This window comes from Candidatus Pelagibacter sp. (assembly GCF_052049775.1).
In the GTDB taxonomy this organism is placed as follows: Bacteria; Pseudomonadota; Alphaproteobacteria; order Pelagibacterales; family Pelagibacteraceae; genus Pelagibacter.
In genome coordinates, this window is record NZ_JBNGZH010000001.1 from 11852 (window position 1) to 29713 (window position 17862).

The following is a 17862-nucleotide window of genomic DNA, read 5'->3' on the forward strand; positions in this document are numbered from 1 at the left end:
TTATTTTTGTTTTTGTAAGATAATATTTGAATTTAATACATCTAAAATTTGTTCTTCAATAGAAATGCTATCTAAATTTGCGAGTTTATACATGTTTTCAGGTTTGTCTTGATCAATAAAAATATCTGGAAGTTTCATTGATCTAAATTTTAAATTTGAGTCCATTAGTCCCTTTTTTGTTAAAAAATCAATCACATGAGAACCGAATCCACCAATTGACCCCTCCTCAATAGTTACAATTGCCTCGTGTGTAGTTGCTAATTGCCATATCAAATTTTCATCCAATGGTTTGGCAAATCTTGCATCCACTATTGTAATATTAACACCTTTTTTTTTTAAATTTTCTGATGCCCTTAAACTTTCACTTAATCTTGCACCAAAGTTTATTAAAGCTAACTTTTTTCCATCTTGAATAATTCTTGATTTACCAATCTCTATCTTTTCATTAATTGATGGCAATATTGATCCAATACCAGTTCCTCTTGGATATCTGAATGCACAGGGTCTATCATTAATTTCTGTAGAAGTATTAATCATTCTTACCAACTCGGCCTCATCACTTGCAGCCATTACAATAAAATTTGGTAGTGTTGCTAAATAAGTCGTGTCAAAACTACCAGCGTGTGTAGGTCCATCAGCTCCAACTAATCCCGCTCTATCTATTGCAAATCTTACAGGTAAACTCTGAATTGCAACATCATGAACGACTTGATCATATGCTCGCTGAAGGAATGTTGAGTAAATTGCTGCATAAGGTTTGTAATTCTCAGTCGCTAAACCAGCTGCAAACGTAACAGCATGTTGTTCGGCAATACCAACATCATAAGTTCTATCTGGAAATTCTTTTCTAAAATTGCTTAATCCAGTTCCATCTGGCATTGCTGCTGTTATTGCAATTATTTTACTATCTTTTTTTGCGTGTTGTATCAGAGTATCAGCAAAAACTTTAGTGTATGATGGTACTTTACTGGAACTTTTTTGCTGTTCTCCAGTCTTTACATTAAATTTGGATACCCCATGATAGTGATCTTTTGCCTCTTCAGCAAAAGAATAGCCTTTTCCTTTTTTTGTTTTTATATGAATTAATATAGGACCTTGGTGTTTTGAGTCTCTTGCATTTCTTAAAATTGGAATTAATGAAGAAAGGTCATGGCCATCTATAGGACCAATATAATAGAAACCTAATGAACTAAATAAAGTTCCACCAGTTACAGCTGATCTTAATAAATCTTCAGCTTTACCCGCTTTTGCACTAAATCTTTTTGAAAATGCCGATGTAATCAATTTTATAGTTTCTCTTAAACTAAAATAAATTTTACCAGAAAAAATTTTAGCTAAATATGTTCCCATTGCTCCAACAGGCCTTGCAATTGACATGTCGTTATCATTCAATATCACAATCATTTTAGTCTTAGAGGCACCCGCATTATTCATGGCCTCATAAGCCATACCTGCACTTATTGCACCATCACCAATCACTGCTATAACATTCTCTGATTTTTTTGATAATTTATTTGCTTCTGCAATTCCCAAAGCTGATGAAATTGAGGTAGAACTATGCGCAGCTCCGAAAGGATCATATTCACTTTCTAAACGCTTAGTAAATCCTGAGAGACCCCCTCCTTGCCGAAGTGTTCTTATTTTATCTTTTCTTCCTGTTAAAATTTTATGTGGATAACATTGGTGTCCCACATCCCAAATTAATTTATCACTTGGTGTGTTAAAAATATAATGTAATGCTACGCTTAATTCTACTACACCTAAACTAGCACCTAAATGTCCTCCAGTAACTGATACTGCATCGATCATTTCCTCTCTTAATTCATCAGCAACCTTTTGCAGTTTTGTTTCAGGAACTTTTTTTAAGTCTGATGGAAAATTAATCTGATCTAAAAATTCGTAATTTTTTTTCATTTATTTCTATTTAAAATATAATTTAGAGTTTCGGTTAAATTCTTAGATTTTGGTCCATACTTTTTTAACTTAGTATTTATTTTTAAAATTAGTTTATTTGCATATTTAATAGTATTTTTATCTCCCAGTAAACTAATAAGAGTTGCTTTACCTTTTTTCTTATCTTTTCCAGTTTTTTTTCCTGCAGCAGAAAGACTTCCATTATAATCAATTAAATCGTCAGCAACTTGAAATAGTAATCCTATATCAGCTCCAATAGTTTCAAATTTTTGGATATCTTTTTTACTTTTGTTCTTTAAAATTAATGGAGCTACACAACAAAAACTAAACAATTTTCCAGTTTTTTTTATTTCCATTTCAATTATTTTTTTTTCTGAAATTTTCTTATGTTCATAGTTAAGATCTAAATATTGACCACCAGCAATCCCGAGATGTCCAGAACTCTCAGAAATTTTATTAATTAATCTAATTTTTGTTTTTTCATTAACATTCAAATCTTTATGACTCAAAATTTCGAAAGCCATAGTTAAGAGTGAGTTTCCAGCAAGAACAGCTGTAGACTCTCCAAATTTGATATGAGCAGAAGGCTTACCTCGTCTTATTAAATCATTATCCATACATGGTAAATCGTCATGAATAAGTGAATAAGCATGAATACATTCAACAGCAGCACCAATAATTAATAAAGTTTTATAATTTAAATTAAATATTGAACCGACATCAACCAATATTTTTGATCTTATTTTTTTGCCACCTGAAAATAATCCATATTGCATTGGGACAATTAACTCTGATTTTTTTTGCTTTTTTATAAATCTTTTTAAAAAAATATTTGTATCTTTAGCAATTTTATTTAGTTTTTTTTGCATTATTTTTTGAGGTTATCTTAGATATATTATCTTTAGTTGTTGTATTAATATCAGTGACTTTTTTTTTAAATTTTTTCTCGATGATATTGTTAAGTTTTATCAAATTTTGATATTTTTCAATTGAATTTTGTAAATCTTTTTGACTTTCTAAATCTTCAATTATCTTATTAACTTCGAGAGTTAATTCCTCCAGAGACGAAGATTCATAATTATTTGGTAAATCTTTATCTTTCATATAATACTCTCAGATAATACATGAAAATTAATCTTGCAAATATTAAAAAAGCAAAAAAACTTCTTTATAAAAGGGAGTGTATTGCTATACCTACAGAAACAGTTTATGGTTTGGCGGGTAATGCCTACTCAGACCAAGCCTGTCAAAAAATATATAAACTTAAAAAAAGACCAAAAAATAACCCTCTAATAGTTCATTATCTGAATATTCAAAGGTTGAAAAAAGATTGTCATTTAAACAATGACTTTATTAAACTATATAAAAAATTTTGTCCTGGTCCTTTAACTTTTATACTAAATCTTAAAAAATCATCAAAAATTTCAAAAATAATTACTAACAAAAAAAAAACATTGGCAGCAAGATTTCCGCGACACTCAGTCACGAGAAGATTACTAAAAATTTTAGAATTTCCTTTAGCAGCTCCAAGTGCCAATCCCTCATCTAGTGTTAGTGCTGTTACATCTAATCATGTAAAAGAAGATTTTGGAAAAAAAATTAAGTACATACTTGAAGGCGGAAAATCATCTATTGGAGTAGAATCAACAATTATTGACCTTAGAGAGAAACCTAAAATCTTGAGATTGGGAGGCTTAAATGTTTTAACTATTCAAAAAATATTAGGAAAAAAAATAACAATAAATAACAAACCTTCAAAAATCGTTTCACCAGGTCAACTTAAGGTTCATTATTCACCAGGTTTGCCCATCAGACTTAATGCAAAAAATATTCGTAAAGATGAGGCATACTTGTTGATTAGAAAGAAAAAAGTGAGTAAATCAAATTATTATTTTTTGTCACAAAAAGGAAATCTTAAAGAAGCTGCAAAAAATTTATATTCTACTTTGAGAAAAATTAAAAAAAAGAAGTATAGCTCAATTGCAGTATGTAAAATTCCTGATAGAGGATATGGCAAAACTATTAATGATAGGTTATTAAGAGCATCAAGATTCAATGAAAAAACCACTTGAAGTAATAGGATTATCAAAAACTTATAATTCAAAAGAAGCAGTAAAAGAGGTTTCTTTTAAAGTAAATCAAAATGAAATTATTGGGATACTTGGTCCTAACGGTTGTGGAAAAACTACTACAATCGGTATGATTTTAGGTTTATTAAAACCATCAAGAGGAAAGGTTTTAATAAATGGAGTCGAAATTGAAAACCAACGTGTAGATTTATTAAATCAATTAAATTTTATATCACCTTATATAGAGTTACCAAAAAAATTGACAGTTAGACAAAATTTAGAAGTTTATGGGAGGCTTTATGATGTAAATAAACATAAAGCAAAAATTGATTACCTGTGTGAAAAATTAAGACTCTACGAATTTATAGATAAATTAACTGGGGAGTTATCATCTGGTCAAAAAAATAGAGTGAGTCTTGCAAAGTCAATAATTAATAATCCAAAAGTTTTACTTCTTGATGAACCTACAGCATCACTTGATCCTGAAACAGGTGATTTTGTTAGAAGTTTTTTAGAGGAATATCAACAAGAAAATAAAACATCAATTCTATTAGCATCACATAATATGGCAGAGGTAGAGAGGCTATGTTCTTCAGTTTTAATGATGAATAAAGGATCGATTATTGATGAGGGTAGACCAAAGGAATTAATTAAAAAACATGGAAGAAAAAATATGGAAGAAGTTTTTTTAAAACTTACAAGGGAAAAAGTATGAATTTCAATAAAATGTATGGTCTTTTCCTTAGACATTTTTATTTAATTAAAAGTTCTTTACCAAGAATTTTGGATTTAATTTATTGGCCGACAATTCAAATAATTTTATGGGGTTTTATCTCAAAGTTCTTTTCAATACATAGTGACTACTATAGCAATACTTTGGGAGTAATTTTAACGTGTGCAATACTTTATGATATTCTTTTTAGATCAAGTATCAGTTTTAACATGCTTTTTTTAGAAGAAATCTGGAGTAGAAATTTCACAAATTTGTTTATAGCTCCCCTTAAGCTTAAAGAAATTATTATTTCTTTAATTTTTACTGCGTTGATAAGGACTCTAATAGGATTGGTTCCTGCGATAATGTTAACCTCTCCTCTATTTGGTGTATCAATTTTAAAATTGGGATTACCACTTTTATTCCTATTTCTAAGTTTATATCTTTTTGGTATAACACTTGGTTTGTTTGTGAGTTCAGGATTAATTAGATTTGGTCCATCATTTGAAAATATTGCATGGTCGTCCCTATTTTTGCTAGCTCCTTTGGGATGCATATATTATCCAATAGAAATTCTACCAGAATTATTTCAATTCATAGCAAAAGGTTTACCACTTGTTTATATTTTTGATGAGACTAGAAATATACTTTTAAATGGGTCAATTGATTATACAAATTTGAAACAAGCTTATTTATTAAACCTGATCTATTTAATCATTGGAATAGTTCTATTTTATCTATCCTTTTTGAGAGCACGAATTAAAGGAACATTGATCAACATGGGTGAATAATTGGTGCGCCTGCTAGGAGTCGAACCCAGAACCTCCTGATCCGAAGTCAGGCGCTCTATCCAGTTGAGCTACAAGCGCATATAATAGTAATATATCATTTTATGAAAAAAAAAATAAATTTGATTGTAAAAGAAAGTAATAAAAATATGCGTGTAGATGTTTTTATTAATAGTAAGGAAAATGAAATAAGTAGAACTAGAGTAAAAAACTTAATTTTAGAAAAGAAGCTTAAGATTAATAATAAAGTTATTTTAGATCCTGCCAAAAAGGTTTTAAAAGACGATGCTATAGAATTGATTATTCCAGAGCCTAAAAAAGCTTCTCTGAAACCATTTAAATTCAAATTAGATATTGTTCATGAGGACAAAGATATTATAGTGCTAAACAAACCAGCGGGTATTGTGATGCATCCAGGAGCTGGAAATTTTGACAATACAATTGTAAATGCATTAGTAGATTACGATAAAGACTCTCTTTCGAATATTGGTGATGAACTTAGACCAGGAATAGTACATAGGATAGATAAAAATACATCAGGTTTAGTAGTCGTAGCAAAAAATAATCTATCACATGAAAACTTATCTAATCAGTTTAATAAACACTCTATAACAAGAGTTTATCAATTATTAATATGGGGAAAAGTTAGACCTTCTAAGGGAAAAATTGAAACTTTAATAACACGAAGTTCAAAGAATAGACAAATGATGGAAGTGAGTCGGACTAAAGGAAAAAAAGCAATTACCAATTATAGAACTATTGAGATTTTTGAAAATAAACACACACCAACTTTAAGTTTAGTAGAATGCAAATTAGAAACGGGTAGAACCCATCAAATTAGAGTTCACATGAATTTTTTAGGAAATAGTGTTGTTGGTGATGATAAATATAAAAAAAAGTTTAAGAAAATTAAAAACATTAATCCGTTGATAGAGCAAAATTTAAATAGGCTTAAAAGACAATTCCTTCATGCTAAGACTCTAGGCTTCATTCACCCCACGAAAAGCAAAGAAATGACTTTCAACTCAAATTTACCTTTAGAACTTGAGAATATTTTAAAAATACTGAGAAATACTAATAAATAAATCATTGAAAAATATAAATAATTAATTAGATAAACTCATTATGAAAACTGCAATAAATAATAACTTGCCTATTTTAAGTAACGAAGGTGGTCTATCTGCATATTTGGAACAGATTAAAAAATTCCCTATGCTTGATGCAGAAGAAGAATATATGTTGGCAAAAAATTGGAAAACAACTGGTGATATTAAAGCAGCAGAGAAATTAGTGACGAGTCATTTGAGATTGGTTGCAAAAATTGCAATGGGATATAAAGGATATGGATTACCAGTAAATGAAATGATTTCTGAGGGAAATATTGGTTTAATGCAAGCGGTAAAAAAATTTGAACCTGAAAAAGGTTTTAGATTAGCCACATACGCGATGTGGTGGATAAAAGCTTCAATACAAGAATATATTTTAAGATCGTGGAGCTTAGTCAAGATTGGTACAACTACTGCACAAAAAAAATTATTTTTTAATCTTAAAAAATTAAAAAACCAAATAGCTCCTCAAACAGAAGGAGATTTAAAAAATGAGCATGTTGATGAGATAGCTAATAAGCTTGATGTAAGTAAAGATGAGGTGATTTCAATGAATCGAAGATTATCTGGAAAAGAATTCTCACTTAATGCACAAGTTGGTGAAGATGGTGATGAGTGGCAAGACTGGTTGGTTGATAAAGAATTAGATCATGACTTAAAATTTGCTCATCAAGAGGAAATGGAACAAAGAAAAGACTTGTTAAAAAACTCAATTAAAGTCCTAAATGAAAGAGAGAGAGAAATTTTATATTCTAGAAGATTAAATGATAATCCAACTACATTGGAAGACCTAAGTAAAAAATATAAAATCAGTAGAGAAAGAGTAAGGCAAATTGAAAATAAAGCTTTTGAAAAATTACAAAAGCATATGCTTTTACTCGCAAAGTCAAAAAACTTATTACCTGTAAATTAAATCTCAAAAGGATTTTCGATTAATATCGTATCATCACGTTCTGGGCTGGTTGAAATACTTGATATTTTTGTCTCAATAAAATTCTCAACTTCTTTAATATAATTTTTGGCATTTTCTGGAAGATCATCTATATTCGTAATACCGCTTGTTGATTTTTTCCAGCCATCAAAAGTTTTATAAATAGGTTTTATTTTGAGCTGATCTTCTACTGCTGCTGGTAAATAATTAATTTTTTTTCCATCTAATTCATATTCAACGCACATCTTTATTTCATCTAATTCATCTAAAACATCCAGCTTTGTAAGTGCTATACCATCAATCCCTGAGACTTTAATAGTTTGTCTTACTAAAACACCATCAAACCAACCACATCTTCTTTTTCGACTTGTAACTGTTCCAAATTCTTTTCCTCTTGTTCCTAAAAGTTCACCAATATCATCTTTTAATTCTGTTGGAAACGGACCTTCTCCAACCCTAGTTGTATATGCTTTAGTGATTCCTAAAACATAATTAATTGTGTTTAGTCCACAACCTGTACCAGTAGCGGCGCTTGACGCTACAGTATTTGAGGATGTCACAAATGGATATGTACCATGATCAACATCAAGTAATATGCCTTGAGCTCCCTCAAATAATATTCTTTTTTTCTGTTTTTTGAATTCGTCAAGTTTCAACCAAACTGGTTTTGAGTATTTTAAGATCTTAGGAGCAATTTTTAATAAATCTTTTTTTAATTGATCTTTCTCATAGATTTTTTTACCTAAGCCTTTTCTAATTGCATTATGATGTAAAAGAACTGACTCTAACCTTTGATCTAAATTTTTTTCAGATCTCAAGTCCATTACTCTTATTGATCGTCTACCAACTTTATCCTCATATGCTGGTCCGATACCTCTTCTAGTTGTTCCAATTTTTCCTTTACCCGCACTATCTTCACGGATTTCATCCATTTCCCTATGAAAAGGTAAAATTAAATTTGCAGACTCTGAAATTATAAAATTATCAGTGTCAACCTTAACTCCTTTTGATTTAATTTCCTCAATTTCATCTAATAATGCCCAGGGGTCAACGACAACTCCATTTCCAATTATTGATATTTTATTTTTTCTTACAATTCCGGATGGAAGTAGTCGAAGTTTATAAGTTACACCATTTATTACAAGAGTATGTCCCGCGTTGTGACCACCTTGAAATCTAACTACAACATCAGCTTGTTCAGATAACCAATCAACTATCTTACCTTTTCCCTCATCTCCCCATTGAGAACCAACAACAACAATATTTTTCATTAATTAAATTTTTGTTTTATTTTCATTGAATTAACATGATTTATGGGACCATGTCCTTTTCCATAGTTTGGATTTGTCAGTATCGCAGAATTTACATATTTAATTCCCAACGCACAAGCGCTCTTAATACTTTTTCCACATGAAAGAAAAGTTGCTATCGCACTAGATAATGTACATCCTGTACCATGGGTATTTTTTGTTTTATGCCTAAAACTTGTAAAGACTTTAAAATCAGATTTGCTTAGATATAAATCTATTACTTTTTTTGATTTTAAATGGCCACCCTTCATCAATACATTTTTAGCTCCTAAATCTATCAATTTATTTGCTGCAAAAATCATATCCTCTTTGTTTTTAATACTAGTCTCTGCTAAAATTTCTGCTTCTGGAATGTTTGGCGTGATCAAAAGAACATTTTTTAATAGTTTTTTTTTTAAAGTTTGAATTGCTTTACTGTCAATTAATTTAGCACCACCCTTTGCAACCATTACAGGGTCTAAAACAATTTTTTTTACTTTTAATATCTTTAAAGCGTGAGCTACTTTTTCGACAACTTCAGTGGAGTGAAGCATACCTATTTTAATGGCATCAGGTCTTATATCTCTTGATGAATAAATAATTTGATTTTTTACTTCATTAGTTGGTATTGAAATAACTGATTTAACACCCATTGTATTTTGAACAGTCACTGCTGTGATAGCAGTCATTGCATAAGAGCCAAGACTAGTGACAGTTTTGATATCTGCCTGTATACCAGCCCCACCAGATGAGTCTGATCCAGCGATTATCAAAATTTTAGACTTTAATCTCAATTTATTTAAATTCTTTTGAAATTATTTTTATACATTTTTTAAGCAAAATTTTATTTTCACTCTCACCCATTATTCTTATCTTTGGTTCAGTACCTGATTTTCTTACAAGAATTCGACCTTGATTTTTAATTAATTTTTCTGCAATTTTAATGGATCTTTTAACAGAGTGATTTTTAAGTATTTTATCATCTTTTATTTTTATATTTTCTAAAATTTGTGGAATTTTTTTAAAGACATTAAAAAAATCACTGGCTTTGGTTTTTCTATTCATTGATTTTATAATCTCTAAAGCGACAAGCACACCATCGCCAGTTGTTGCAAATTTTCCTAAAATAATATGACCCGATTGTTCTCCTCCTAGATTGAATTTTTTCTTTTGCATCAATTCCTTAACATATCTGTCCCCAACATTAGCTCTTAAAAATTTGATACCTTTTTCTTTTAAAAATTTTTCTAAACCATAGTTTGACATTAAGGTCCCGACAACGCCTCCTTTGAGAATTTTTCTCTTTTTCCATTGTAAAGCTAATGCAGCGATAATTTGATCACCATCAATTATAGATCCTTTTTCATCACACATTATTATTCTGTCAGCATCTCCATCTAAAGATATGCCCAAATCCGCTTTGAACTTTTTAACATTTCTTTGTAGTTTTTCTGGAAAAGTTGAACCACAATTTTTATTAATATTAAACCCATTTGGTTTATTGCCTATAACTTTTAATTTTGCTCCAAGTGATCTAATTAATTTTGGTGCAGATTTATATCCAGCTCCATTTGCACAATCTAAAACTACTTTCAAATTATTTAATTTAAAGTTTCTCGATAACTTTTTTTTACAAATTTTAATATATTCATCAGTTCCAGTCTCTAACCTTTTAACCCTTCCTAATTTTTTTGGATTTGATAAGTGTTTTTGAACTTTACTATCTATTAAATTTTCAATTTTTTTTTGAATTTTATCAGATAGTTTTAATCCATCAGGACCAAATAACTTTAAACCATTATCATAAAATAAATTGTGCGAAGCAGTAATCATAATGCCAAGATTTGCATTCATTGATTTTGTCAACATTGCAAGGCCATTAGTCGGCAATGGACCCAGTGTATAAACGTGCATTCCTGCAGAAGCTAAACCAGAAACTAGTGCAGGTTCTAATGCGTATCCTGAAAGTCTAGTATCTTTAGCAATAATTGCCGTTTGTTTTCTTTTTTTTAAATTTGTGAAATATTTTCCTGCTGCTAGTCCAAACTTAAAGAACATATCTCCATTAATGTTCCCACTATTTACCTGCCCTCTAATTCCATCAGTGCCAAAATACTTCATTATTTATTTATAAGTGCTTTGAAAACTTTTATAGCTTGATTCACTTCGTTGACATCATGAACTCTCAACATTTGTACACCCTGTAACATTGCAAAAATACTGCTACTTATTGTTCCTCCAATTCTTAAAGAGCTATCATTATTTCCAGATAATTCTTTTATAAATCTTTTTCTGGAAATACCAAGCAGTATAGGCAAACCCAAAGAATGGTAAATTGATATATTTTTAATTATCGTCATATTATGTTTCAAATTTTTTCCAAAACCTATACCAGGGTCTAAGATTATATTATTATGATAAATTCCATTTTTACGTAAGTTATTTAATTTTTCTTCAAAAAAATCGTAAATATCCAATAATACATTTTTATATTTTGGATTTTTTTGCATTACGTCAGGATTACCAAGTGAGTGTTGGAGTACGAAAGGTATATTATACTTTTTTAAAATCTTGATTGAGTTTTTATCAAAATTTAGACCAGAAACATCATTAATTAATTTTACTCCTAGTTTAATTCCCTTTTCCATGATTTCTGATTTTCTAGTATCTAAAGATATAAAATTTTTTTTATCAATTAATTTTAAAATATTTTTGAGTCTATTCCATTCTATTTTTGATTTAATAGCTTTAGATCCAGGTTTTGTGGACTCTGCTCCAATATCAACAAGATTTGCGCCAGAATTTAAAAGAAAATTTAATTGTTTTTTGGCTGATGCATAATTAAAAAATTTTCCACCATCTGAGAAACTGTCTGGAGTAATATTTAAAATACCCATTATTTGAGGAATAATTTGAAAATTTAAATTTTTAATATTTCTTTTTTTTTTTGTAATTAATCTTAGATCTTTTTTTACTTTTGTTTTTAAATTTACATGTAATTTGTTCACTTCATTTAAAGAAATTAATTTTATTGAATTTCTTGTTATTATTTCTATTTTATCGAAAGAAATTTCAGGATTATTATGAAGTGGTAATGTCTTTTTTTTTTTAACTAATAATTTAGATTTTGCACCATAATAGAAATTACACACTCTTGTGTAATATCTAGACATTCAGTCTAATGAACAATTTTTGGTTTTAGGCCTAGAGCACCCATTGCTGACCCTTTATCATCTTCTACTTTCAAGTCTTGTTTGTCTGCTGGGTATATATTTTTATTGATTATATTTTCAATTTCTTCACCAGTTAATGTCTCATAAGTCATAAGAGCTTTTGCAATTTTATGTAAATCTTCAACTTTTTCAGTCAAAATTTTCTTTGCAGTATTATAACCCTCATCTATAAGCTTTCTGATTTCTTTGTCTATTTTTTGTGCTACTTCCTCAGAGACTGACTGTGTTTGTGTTACTGATCTTCCTAAAAAAACCTCTTCTTGATTTTCACCATATTCAACAGGCCCCATTTCTTCGCTCATCCCATACTTGGTTACCATAGCTCTGGCAAGTTGCGTAGCTTGATTTATATCTGATCCACTACCTCCACCTGCTCCTGTTGATATATTATCTTTTCCAAAAATTACTTCTTCAGCAACTCTTCCACCAAAACAAACTGCCAACCTTGCTTTTAAATATTTTATAGAATGACCATGTTTATCTCTTTCTGGCAAATTCATAACCATACCTAATGCTCTGCCCCTAGGAATTATAGTTGCTTTATGTATAGGATCATAACTTGGCATGTTGAAAGATACCAGCGCATGACCCCCTTCATGATAAGCTGTTAATTTTTTTTCATCCTCTGTCATTACCATTGAACGTCTCTCAGCTCCCATCATTACTTTATCCTTTGCTTCCTCAAACTCATTTAGTGTAACAATTCTCTTATTTTTTCTAGCAGCCAATAAAGCCGATTCATTTACCAAATTAGCTAGATCTGCACCAGAAAAACCAGGTGTGCCTCTTGCAATAGTTCTTAAATTAACATCCGGTGCCATTTTAATTTTTTTAACATGAACCTTTAGAATTTTTTCTCGTCCAATTATATCAGGATTGGATACAACTACTTGTCTATCAAACCTACCTGGTCTTAATAAAGCAGGATCTAATACATCTGGTCTGTTTGTTGCAGCAATAATTATTACTCCTTCATTAGTATCAAAACCATCCATCTCAACTAAAAGCTGGTTAAGAGTTTGTTCTCGTTCATCGTTTCCACCACCTAAACCAGCACCCCTACTTCTTCCTACAGCATCAATTTCATCTATGAAAATTATACAAGGGGAATTTTTTTTTCCTTGTTCAAACATATCTCTCACTCTAGAAGCACCAACTCCTACAAACATTTCAACGAAATCTGAACCTGAGATCGTAAAAAATGGTACTCCAGCTTCACCTGCTATCGCTCTAGCTAATAAAGTTTTTCCAGTGCCTGGTGGACCGACCAACAAAGCACCTCTTGGTATTTTTCCTCCAAGTCTACTAAATTTTCTTGGGTCTTTTAAAAATTCTACAATTTCTTCAACTTCTTCCTTTGCTTCTTCTACACCTGCAACGTCATTAAATGTAACTTTACCCTTAAGTTCATTCATCATTTTTGCTTTTGATCTTCCAAAACCCATAGCTCCACCTTTACCACCTTGCATTTGTCTCATGAAAAAAATCCAAACAGCAATCAATAATAACATAGGAAACCACGAAAGCAGGACACCAAATAATGATGGCATTTTTTCTTCAATAGGTGCAGCTGAAATACTCACTCCTTTTTCAGAAAGTTTTTCAATTAAATTTGGATCGTTAGGAGAATAAGTTGTAAATGAGTTTCCATTTGAATACACACCTTTAATATTATTACCTTGGATTTCTACTTTTAATACTTCTCCATTTTCAACAGATGTCAAGAATTCTGAGAATATAACCTTGTCCCCACCTCTAATATTTGTTTGGGGATTTTTAAACATGTTATAAAGACCAATAGTTAAAAAAACTATGATAGCCCACATTGCAACGTTTTTCATATTCATAGACCTAAAATAAGAATTATTATCAATTTAACAAGTGGCATTTTGTGTAAAGTGGCATTATTTTAGGGCTCTTTAGAGATAATTATTGATTGATTGACCTTTTCAATAATACAACCACCTAATGTAGCTCTATTCAATCGATTATTTTCAACTTCTCGGATAATTTTTTCTAATTTTTTTCCTCTTACAGAATAATATTTTTTACCAATTAACTTTAATGTTTCTGAAAAGGCTCTAAAAGTAACCTCTTGGGGTTGAAGAAAAAAATCACTATTGATAATTAGTCTTTTTTTATTATTTAAAAAAAAGGTATTTTCTCGTAAATTTTTATCAACATAAAACTCAATTACTTTGTTTGCGTATTTTAAATTTTTAATCGTTTTTTTTAATTTATTTTTATCTAAACCATCTCTTTCAAGATTTTTCATTAATTTTCTTACTCGAACTCTTTGATATTTTTCATCATAGTTTGTTGGATCTTCTACATAAAAATTATAAACTTTTTTTGAAATAAAAATTAAATCCTCTTTTTTTATATCAATTAAAGGTCTCAATATATTCTTTTTTTTTATTGTTGTCTTTATGTCTAGAGATGTGAGACCTTTTATTCCACTACCCCTCAGAAGTCTTATAAAAAAATTTTCAATTAAATCATCCTCGTGATGACCCATTAAAATATTTTTGATTTTTAATTGATTACATTTCTTGAAAAGTATTTCATATCTTTTTATCCTAGCAATTGACTGGATGCTTTTCTTTGGTTTCTTTCCTTTCCAAGTTAATATTTCAGATTTTATAAAGTTTTTTTTAAGCAAATTTAAAACTAATTTAGCCTCTTTTGTAGACTCGGGTCTAAGTTTATGGTCGATAATATAAAACTTTGGTTTTAAATTTTTTTTGATTGCATAAATTTTAGATAAAAAAGCTAAAGCAAGACTATCTGGGCCACCTGAGACTGCAACTGCAAAACTTTCATCTAAATTTAAAGAGATTTCAAATTTTTTATAAATCTTATTTATTCTTTTATTATTTAAGTTATCTCTTAAAAATTTAGGAATTTTGGTTGTTGCATTCGAATTTCTGAGACTCATATTTAGCTTTTTGTATCACAGATTGGTTTGCCTCTGGATATTGTTCTTCAACACCATTGATCATTTTGCAACCTTGATCTTTTTCTCCAATTTGTACCATTGATACACCAAGCTTTAGTAAGTTTATAGGTGCTTTTTCACCTTTAGGGTATCTTTGATAACCTTCTAAATACGCTGAGGCTGCATCCGTATACAATTGTCGTATCCTAAAAGTTTCTGCATACCAATATTGAGCATTCCCAGCTAGATTATGTTCAGGATTTGTGTCAACGAACTCTCTGAATGCTCTTTCAGCAGTTGAATAATCACCAACTTTTAAAAAGCTTGTAGCAAACTGATATTGTTTATCTGGTGACTCATTTGGAAGAATTTTTTCTTCAACTTGAAAAGTTTCAGTTACTACTAAAGCTGTTGAGTCTACAGAATTTGTTTTTTGTGATGTTTCATTTGTCGCTGTATCTTTATATGATATCGATCCCAAATCTTGAGGTTGAGAACTCCCAGGTAAAACTTCCATTTGCTCATTATTTGTTTTTTTTGTTAATTTATTTGTAGTTGCATCAGAAGACACAACATTTTCTAAGTCCTGAAATCTTATTTGATTATCTGCTTGCACTTTTGACATCCTGCTGGATAGTTTGTCTAACTTAAAATTTATTTCCTCAAACTTATTTGTAAGTTCCTGAAATTGGTTTTCAATTTCTGAAAGTTTTAATAAATGTCTTGTAAGAACATCTTCTGAATTATTATCTAAATTTGAATTTAAATTTACAGAACTATCACTATTTAATTCTATTGATCCTGAGTATACTGCTTTTTCTAGAGTCTTTATATCTTTCTGAAGCTGATCTAATATTTCATAAATATTATGATTGTCAGCGTAAGAATAAGTTACCAAAAAAAAATTACTTAAACAAAGTGTAATAATTTTAAGTTTTCTTAAAATGTGTCGCATTAAATTAATCTTATGATTAAAATAATGGCAAAAAAAAGACCCTTAACTAATTGAATTAGTTAAGGGTCTTAAATTTTTTAAAATTAATTTGCTTTTACTGTAACAGATCTTCTGTTTTTTGACCAAGCCAAAGGATTAGAACCAGAGTCAACTGGTCTTTCTTTTCCATAACTTAAAACTGAAATTCTGTTAGAGGAAATCCCATAAGTCATTAAATAATCTTTAGCAGCATTAGCTCTTCTTTCACCTAATGCTAAGTTATATTCTCTTGTTCCTCTTTCGTCAGCATGTCCTTCAAGCACGATTGTTATATCAGAATTTTTTCTTAACCATGCCGCTTGTTTTCTTAAAGTTTCTCTTGATGCAGTAGTCAAAACCGACTCATTAGTTGCAAAGAAAACTCTGTCAGGAACACCTGAAGCTAAATATTCAACTGTATCAGTTCCAGTGTAAACATCCCCTTGCATTTGGCCTGTAGTTTTTTTTGATGTTGCGCAAGCAGACAACACTAAACATGCAAATAATACTAAAAAAGTGTTCTTTAAAATTTTGTTTAATTTCATTAATGCTCCTTGGTCAATATTTCTTATAACTAACTTTTTCACAACTAATTAAATGTTTCAAGGTAAAAAATCAACATATTTTCAGTTAATTGCTTAATAAAGATGACCATGATGGGTCTGATGCATCAGTTGGAGTGCCTACAAGCCTTTCATTGTAGCCTGTTAAATCAATTGACCACAATTTAGCAGAAAAACCCTCCCCTTTATCATCGGTTTTAGTCTCTCTATAAAAAATTAAAACTCGTCCATTAGGCGACCAGGAAGGAGCTTCTTGATAAAAATTTTCTGTCAATAATCTCTCACCAGATCCATCGGTTCTCATCACGCCGATGTAGAATTTACCTCTATGTAATTTTGTAAAAGCGATTAAATCACCTCTTGGAGACCAAACAGGTGTACCATATAAACCATTTCCAAAAGAAATTCTTTTAACATTGCTACCATCACTTTTCATGACATAAATTTGTTGGTACCCACTTCTGTCAGAGTTAAAACAAATAAATTTTCCATCAGGGGAATAAGATGGTGAAGTATCTATTGAGGGATGATTGGTAATTTTCTCTACAATTCTATTTTCTAAATTCATTGTATAAATATCTGAATTTCCATCCTTAGCAAAACTCATTATAATTTTTTTTCCATCTGGAGAAAATCTAGGAGCAAAAGTCATTCCTGGAAAATCTCCTACCACTTCTTGAATACCTGTTTCTATATCAAGAAGATAAACTCTAGGTAAATTTCTAAAATAAGATAGATATGTTACCATTTGACTTGTAGGATTAAATCTTGGTGTCAAAACAAGTTCATTGCCTAAAGTTAAAAATTTATTATTTGCACCATCTTGATCCATGATGGCTAATTTTTTAATTCTTTTTGTTTTTGGACCCTCTTCCGCAACATAGATTATCCTAGTATCAAAATAACCTTTTTCTCCAGTTAATCGCTCATAAACTTTATCTGTTATTATATGGCCAACACGTCTCCAATTGTTTGGCACAGTGGTAAATGCAAGAGCCATCATTTCTTTACCAGCCAGTACATCCCATAATCTAAACTCAACTCTAAGTTTATCATCAACATTTTTTACTTTACCTGTAATTAAAGCTTGTGCTTTAATTAAATTCCAATCCTCAAAACGTGGTTTAAGATGAGCAATATCAGGTGCTTGAAGAAAAGCATTTTTATCTAGTGGATTAAATAGACCTGAAGTTTTTAAATTTTTCTCAATAACTTTAGAAATTTCTGACCCAATATCTTTTTTCTTCAAAGTTTTCTCAAAACTCTTTTTTGACTCATCATCAATTGATAATGGTGACACTGCAATTGGGAGTGGATTTAAATTTCCACGTGTAATATCAACCTCA

General features: G+C 30.0%; 17 protein-coding genes and 1 tRNA gene. 5 read left to right on the forward strand and 13 right to left on the reverse strand.

Going from position 1 to position 17862, the window contains the following annotated elements:
- Genes dxs through ACTT83_RS00065 form a run of 3 tightly spaced genes read right to left on the reverse strand, consistent with a single transcriptional unit; the run spans position 1 to position 3018 of the window.
- Positions 1 to 1914 (reverse strand): 1-deoxy-D-xylulose-5-phosphate synthase, encoded by a 1914-nt coding sequence (gene dxs, locus ACTT83_RS00055; protein WP_440918225.1) that lies wholly within the window; start codon positions 1912 to 1914, stop codon positions 1 to 3.
- Positions 1911 to 2783: a polyprenyl synthetase family protein gene (locus tag ACTT83_RS00060; RefSeq protein WP_440918226.1), complete on the reverse strand. Its 873-nt coding sequence runs from the start codon at positions 2781 to 2783 to the stop codon at positions 1911 to 1913. The genes dxs and ACTT83_RS00060 overlap by 4 nt, the downstream gene beginning before the upstream one ends.
- Positions 2764 to 3018 (reverse strand): exonuclease VII small subunit, encoded by a 255-nt coding sequence (locus ACTT83_RS00065; RefSeq protein ID WP_440918227.1) that lies wholly within the window; start codon positions 3016 to 3018, stop codon positions 2764 to 2766. Before ACTT83_RS00065 ends, ACTT83_RS00060 begins: the two co-directional genes overlap by 20 nt.
- A 20-nt stretch (positions 3019 to 3038) precedes the next feature.
- On the opposite strand from ACTT83_RS00065, the gene ACTT83_RS00070 reads away from it, so the two are divergent.
- The 3 genes from ACTT83_RS00070 to ACTT83_RS00080 are packed head-to-tail and all read left to right on the forward strand — an operon-like array spanning position 3039 to position 5486.
- Complete coding sequence (locus tag ACTT83_RS00070; protein WP_440918228.1) at positions 3039 to 3986, forward strand: L-threonylcarbamoyladenylate synthase; 948 nt, start codon at positions 3039 to 3041, stop codon at positions 3984 to 3986.
- Complete coding sequence (locus ACTT83_RS00075) at positions 3970 to 4698, forward strand: ABC transporter ATP-binding protein (RefSeq protein ID WP_440918229.1); 729 nt, start codon at positions 3970 to 3972, stop codon at positions 4696 to 4698. The genes ACTT83_RS00070 and ACTT83_RS00075 overlap by 17 nt, the downstream gene beginning before the upstream one ends.
- Positions 4695 to 5486, forward strand: coding sequence for an ABC transporter permease (locus ACTT83_RS00080; RefSeq protein WP_440918230.1), 792 nt, complete (start codon positions 4695 to 4697; stop codon positions 5484 to 5486). The genes ACTT83_RS00075 and ACTT83_RS00080 overlap by 4 nt, the downstream gene beginning before the upstream one ends.
- Position 5487: 1 nt before the next feature.
- On the opposite strand, the gene ACTT83_RS00085 is transcribed toward ACTT83_RS00080, so the two are convergent.
- A tRNA-Arg gene (locus tag ACTT83_RS00085) sits at positions 5488 to 5564 on the reverse strand.
- Between the two features lie 23 nt (positions 5565 to 5587).
- Between ACTT83_RS00085 and ACTT83_RS00090 the strand changes: the two genes are divergently transcribed.
- Both ACTT83_RS00090 and rpoH read left to right on the forward strand, forming a co-directional pair.
- The gene (locus ACTT83_RS00090; protein WP_440918231.1) at positions 5588 to 6568 is read left to right on the forward strand and encodes an RluA family pseudouridine synthase; all 981 of its coding nucleotides are present in this window, start codon (positions 5588 to 5590) and stop codon (positions 6566 to 6568) included.
- 40 nt (positions 6569 to 6608) lie between these two features.
- Positions 6609 to 7502 carry an RNA polymerase sigma factor RpoH gene (gene rpoH, locus ACTT83_RS00095; RefSeq protein WP_440918232.1) on the forward strand — a complete coding sequence of 298 codons (894 nt, stop codon included), beginning with the start codon at positions 6609 to 6611 and terminating at the stop codon, positions 7500 to 7502.
- On the opposite strand, the gene ACTT83_RS00100 is transcribed toward rpoH, so the two are convergent.
- From ACTT83_RS00100 to tolB, 9 genes are all read right to left on the reverse strand, one after another.
- A complete protein-coding gene (locus ACTT83_RS00100; protein WP_440918233.1) occupies positions 7499 to 8791 on the reverse strand; it encodes an adenylosuccinate synthase in 1293 nt (430 codons plus the stop codon). The two genes, rpoH and ACTT83_RS00100, sit on opposite strands and share 4 nt — an antisense overlap.
- Positions 8791 to 9603 carry a bifunctional hydroxymethylpyrimidine kinase/phosphomethylpyrimidine kinase gene (thiD, locus tag ACTT83_RS00105; protein WP_440918234.1) on the reverse strand — a complete coding sequence of 271 codons (813 nt, stop codon included), beginning with the start codon at positions 9601 to 9603 and terminating at the stop codon, positions 8791 to 8793. The genes ACTT83_RS00100 and thiD overlap by 1 nt, the downstream gene beginning before the upstream one ends.
- 1 nt (position 9604) lies before the next feature.
- Positions 9605 to 10930, reverse strand: a complete 1326-nt coding sequence (gene glmM / locus ACTT83_RS00110) for a phosphoglucosamine mutase (protein WP_440918235.1) — start codon at positions 10928 to 10930, stop codon at positions 9605 to 9607.
- On the reverse strand, positions 10930 to 11982 hold the full coding sequence (folP, locus tag ACTT83_RS00115) for a dihydropteroate synthase (RefSeq protein WP_440918236.1): 1053 nt from the start codon (positions 11980 to 11982) through the stop codon (positions 10930 to 10932). Before folP ends, glmM begins: the two co-directional genes overlap by 1 nt.
- Before the next feature lie 5 nt (positions 11983 to 11987).
- On the reverse strand, positions 11988 to 13883 hold the full coding sequence (gene ftsH, locus ACTT83_RS00120) for an ATP-dependent zinc metalloprotease FtsH (protein WP_440918237.1): 1896 nt from the start codon (positions 13881 to 13883) through the stop codon (positions 11988 to 11990).
- Between the two features lie 68 nt (positions 13884 to 13951).
- Complete coding sequence (tilS, locus tag ACTT83_RS00125; protein ID WP_440918238.1) at positions 13952 to 14980, reverse strand: tRNA lysidine(34) synthetase TilS; 1029 nt, start codon at positions 14978 to 14980, stop codon at positions 13952 to 13954.
- Entirely contained in the window at positions 14940 to 15935 is a 996-nt protein-coding gene (gene ybgF, locus ACTT83_RS00130; protein WP_440918239.1) for a tol-pal system protein YbgF, read from the reverse strand. Before ybgF ends, tilS begins: the two co-directional genes overlap by 41 nt.
- An 83-nt stretch (positions 15936 to 16018) precedes the next feature.
- Positions 16019 to 16498 carry a peptidoglycan-associated lipoprotein Pal gene (gene pal / locus ACTT83_RS00135; protein WP_440918241.1) on the reverse strand — a complete coding sequence of 160 codons (480 nt, stop codon included), beginning with the start codon at positions 16496 to 16498 and terminating at the stop codon, positions 16019 to 16021.
- 85 nt (positions 16499 to 16583) lie between these two features.
- Positions 16584 to 17862, reverse strand: a 1279-nt coding sequence (gene tolB / locus ACTT83_RS00140) for a Tol-Pal system beta propeller repeat protein TolB (RefSeq protein WP_440918240.1), incomplete at its 5' end; no start/stop codon positions are given.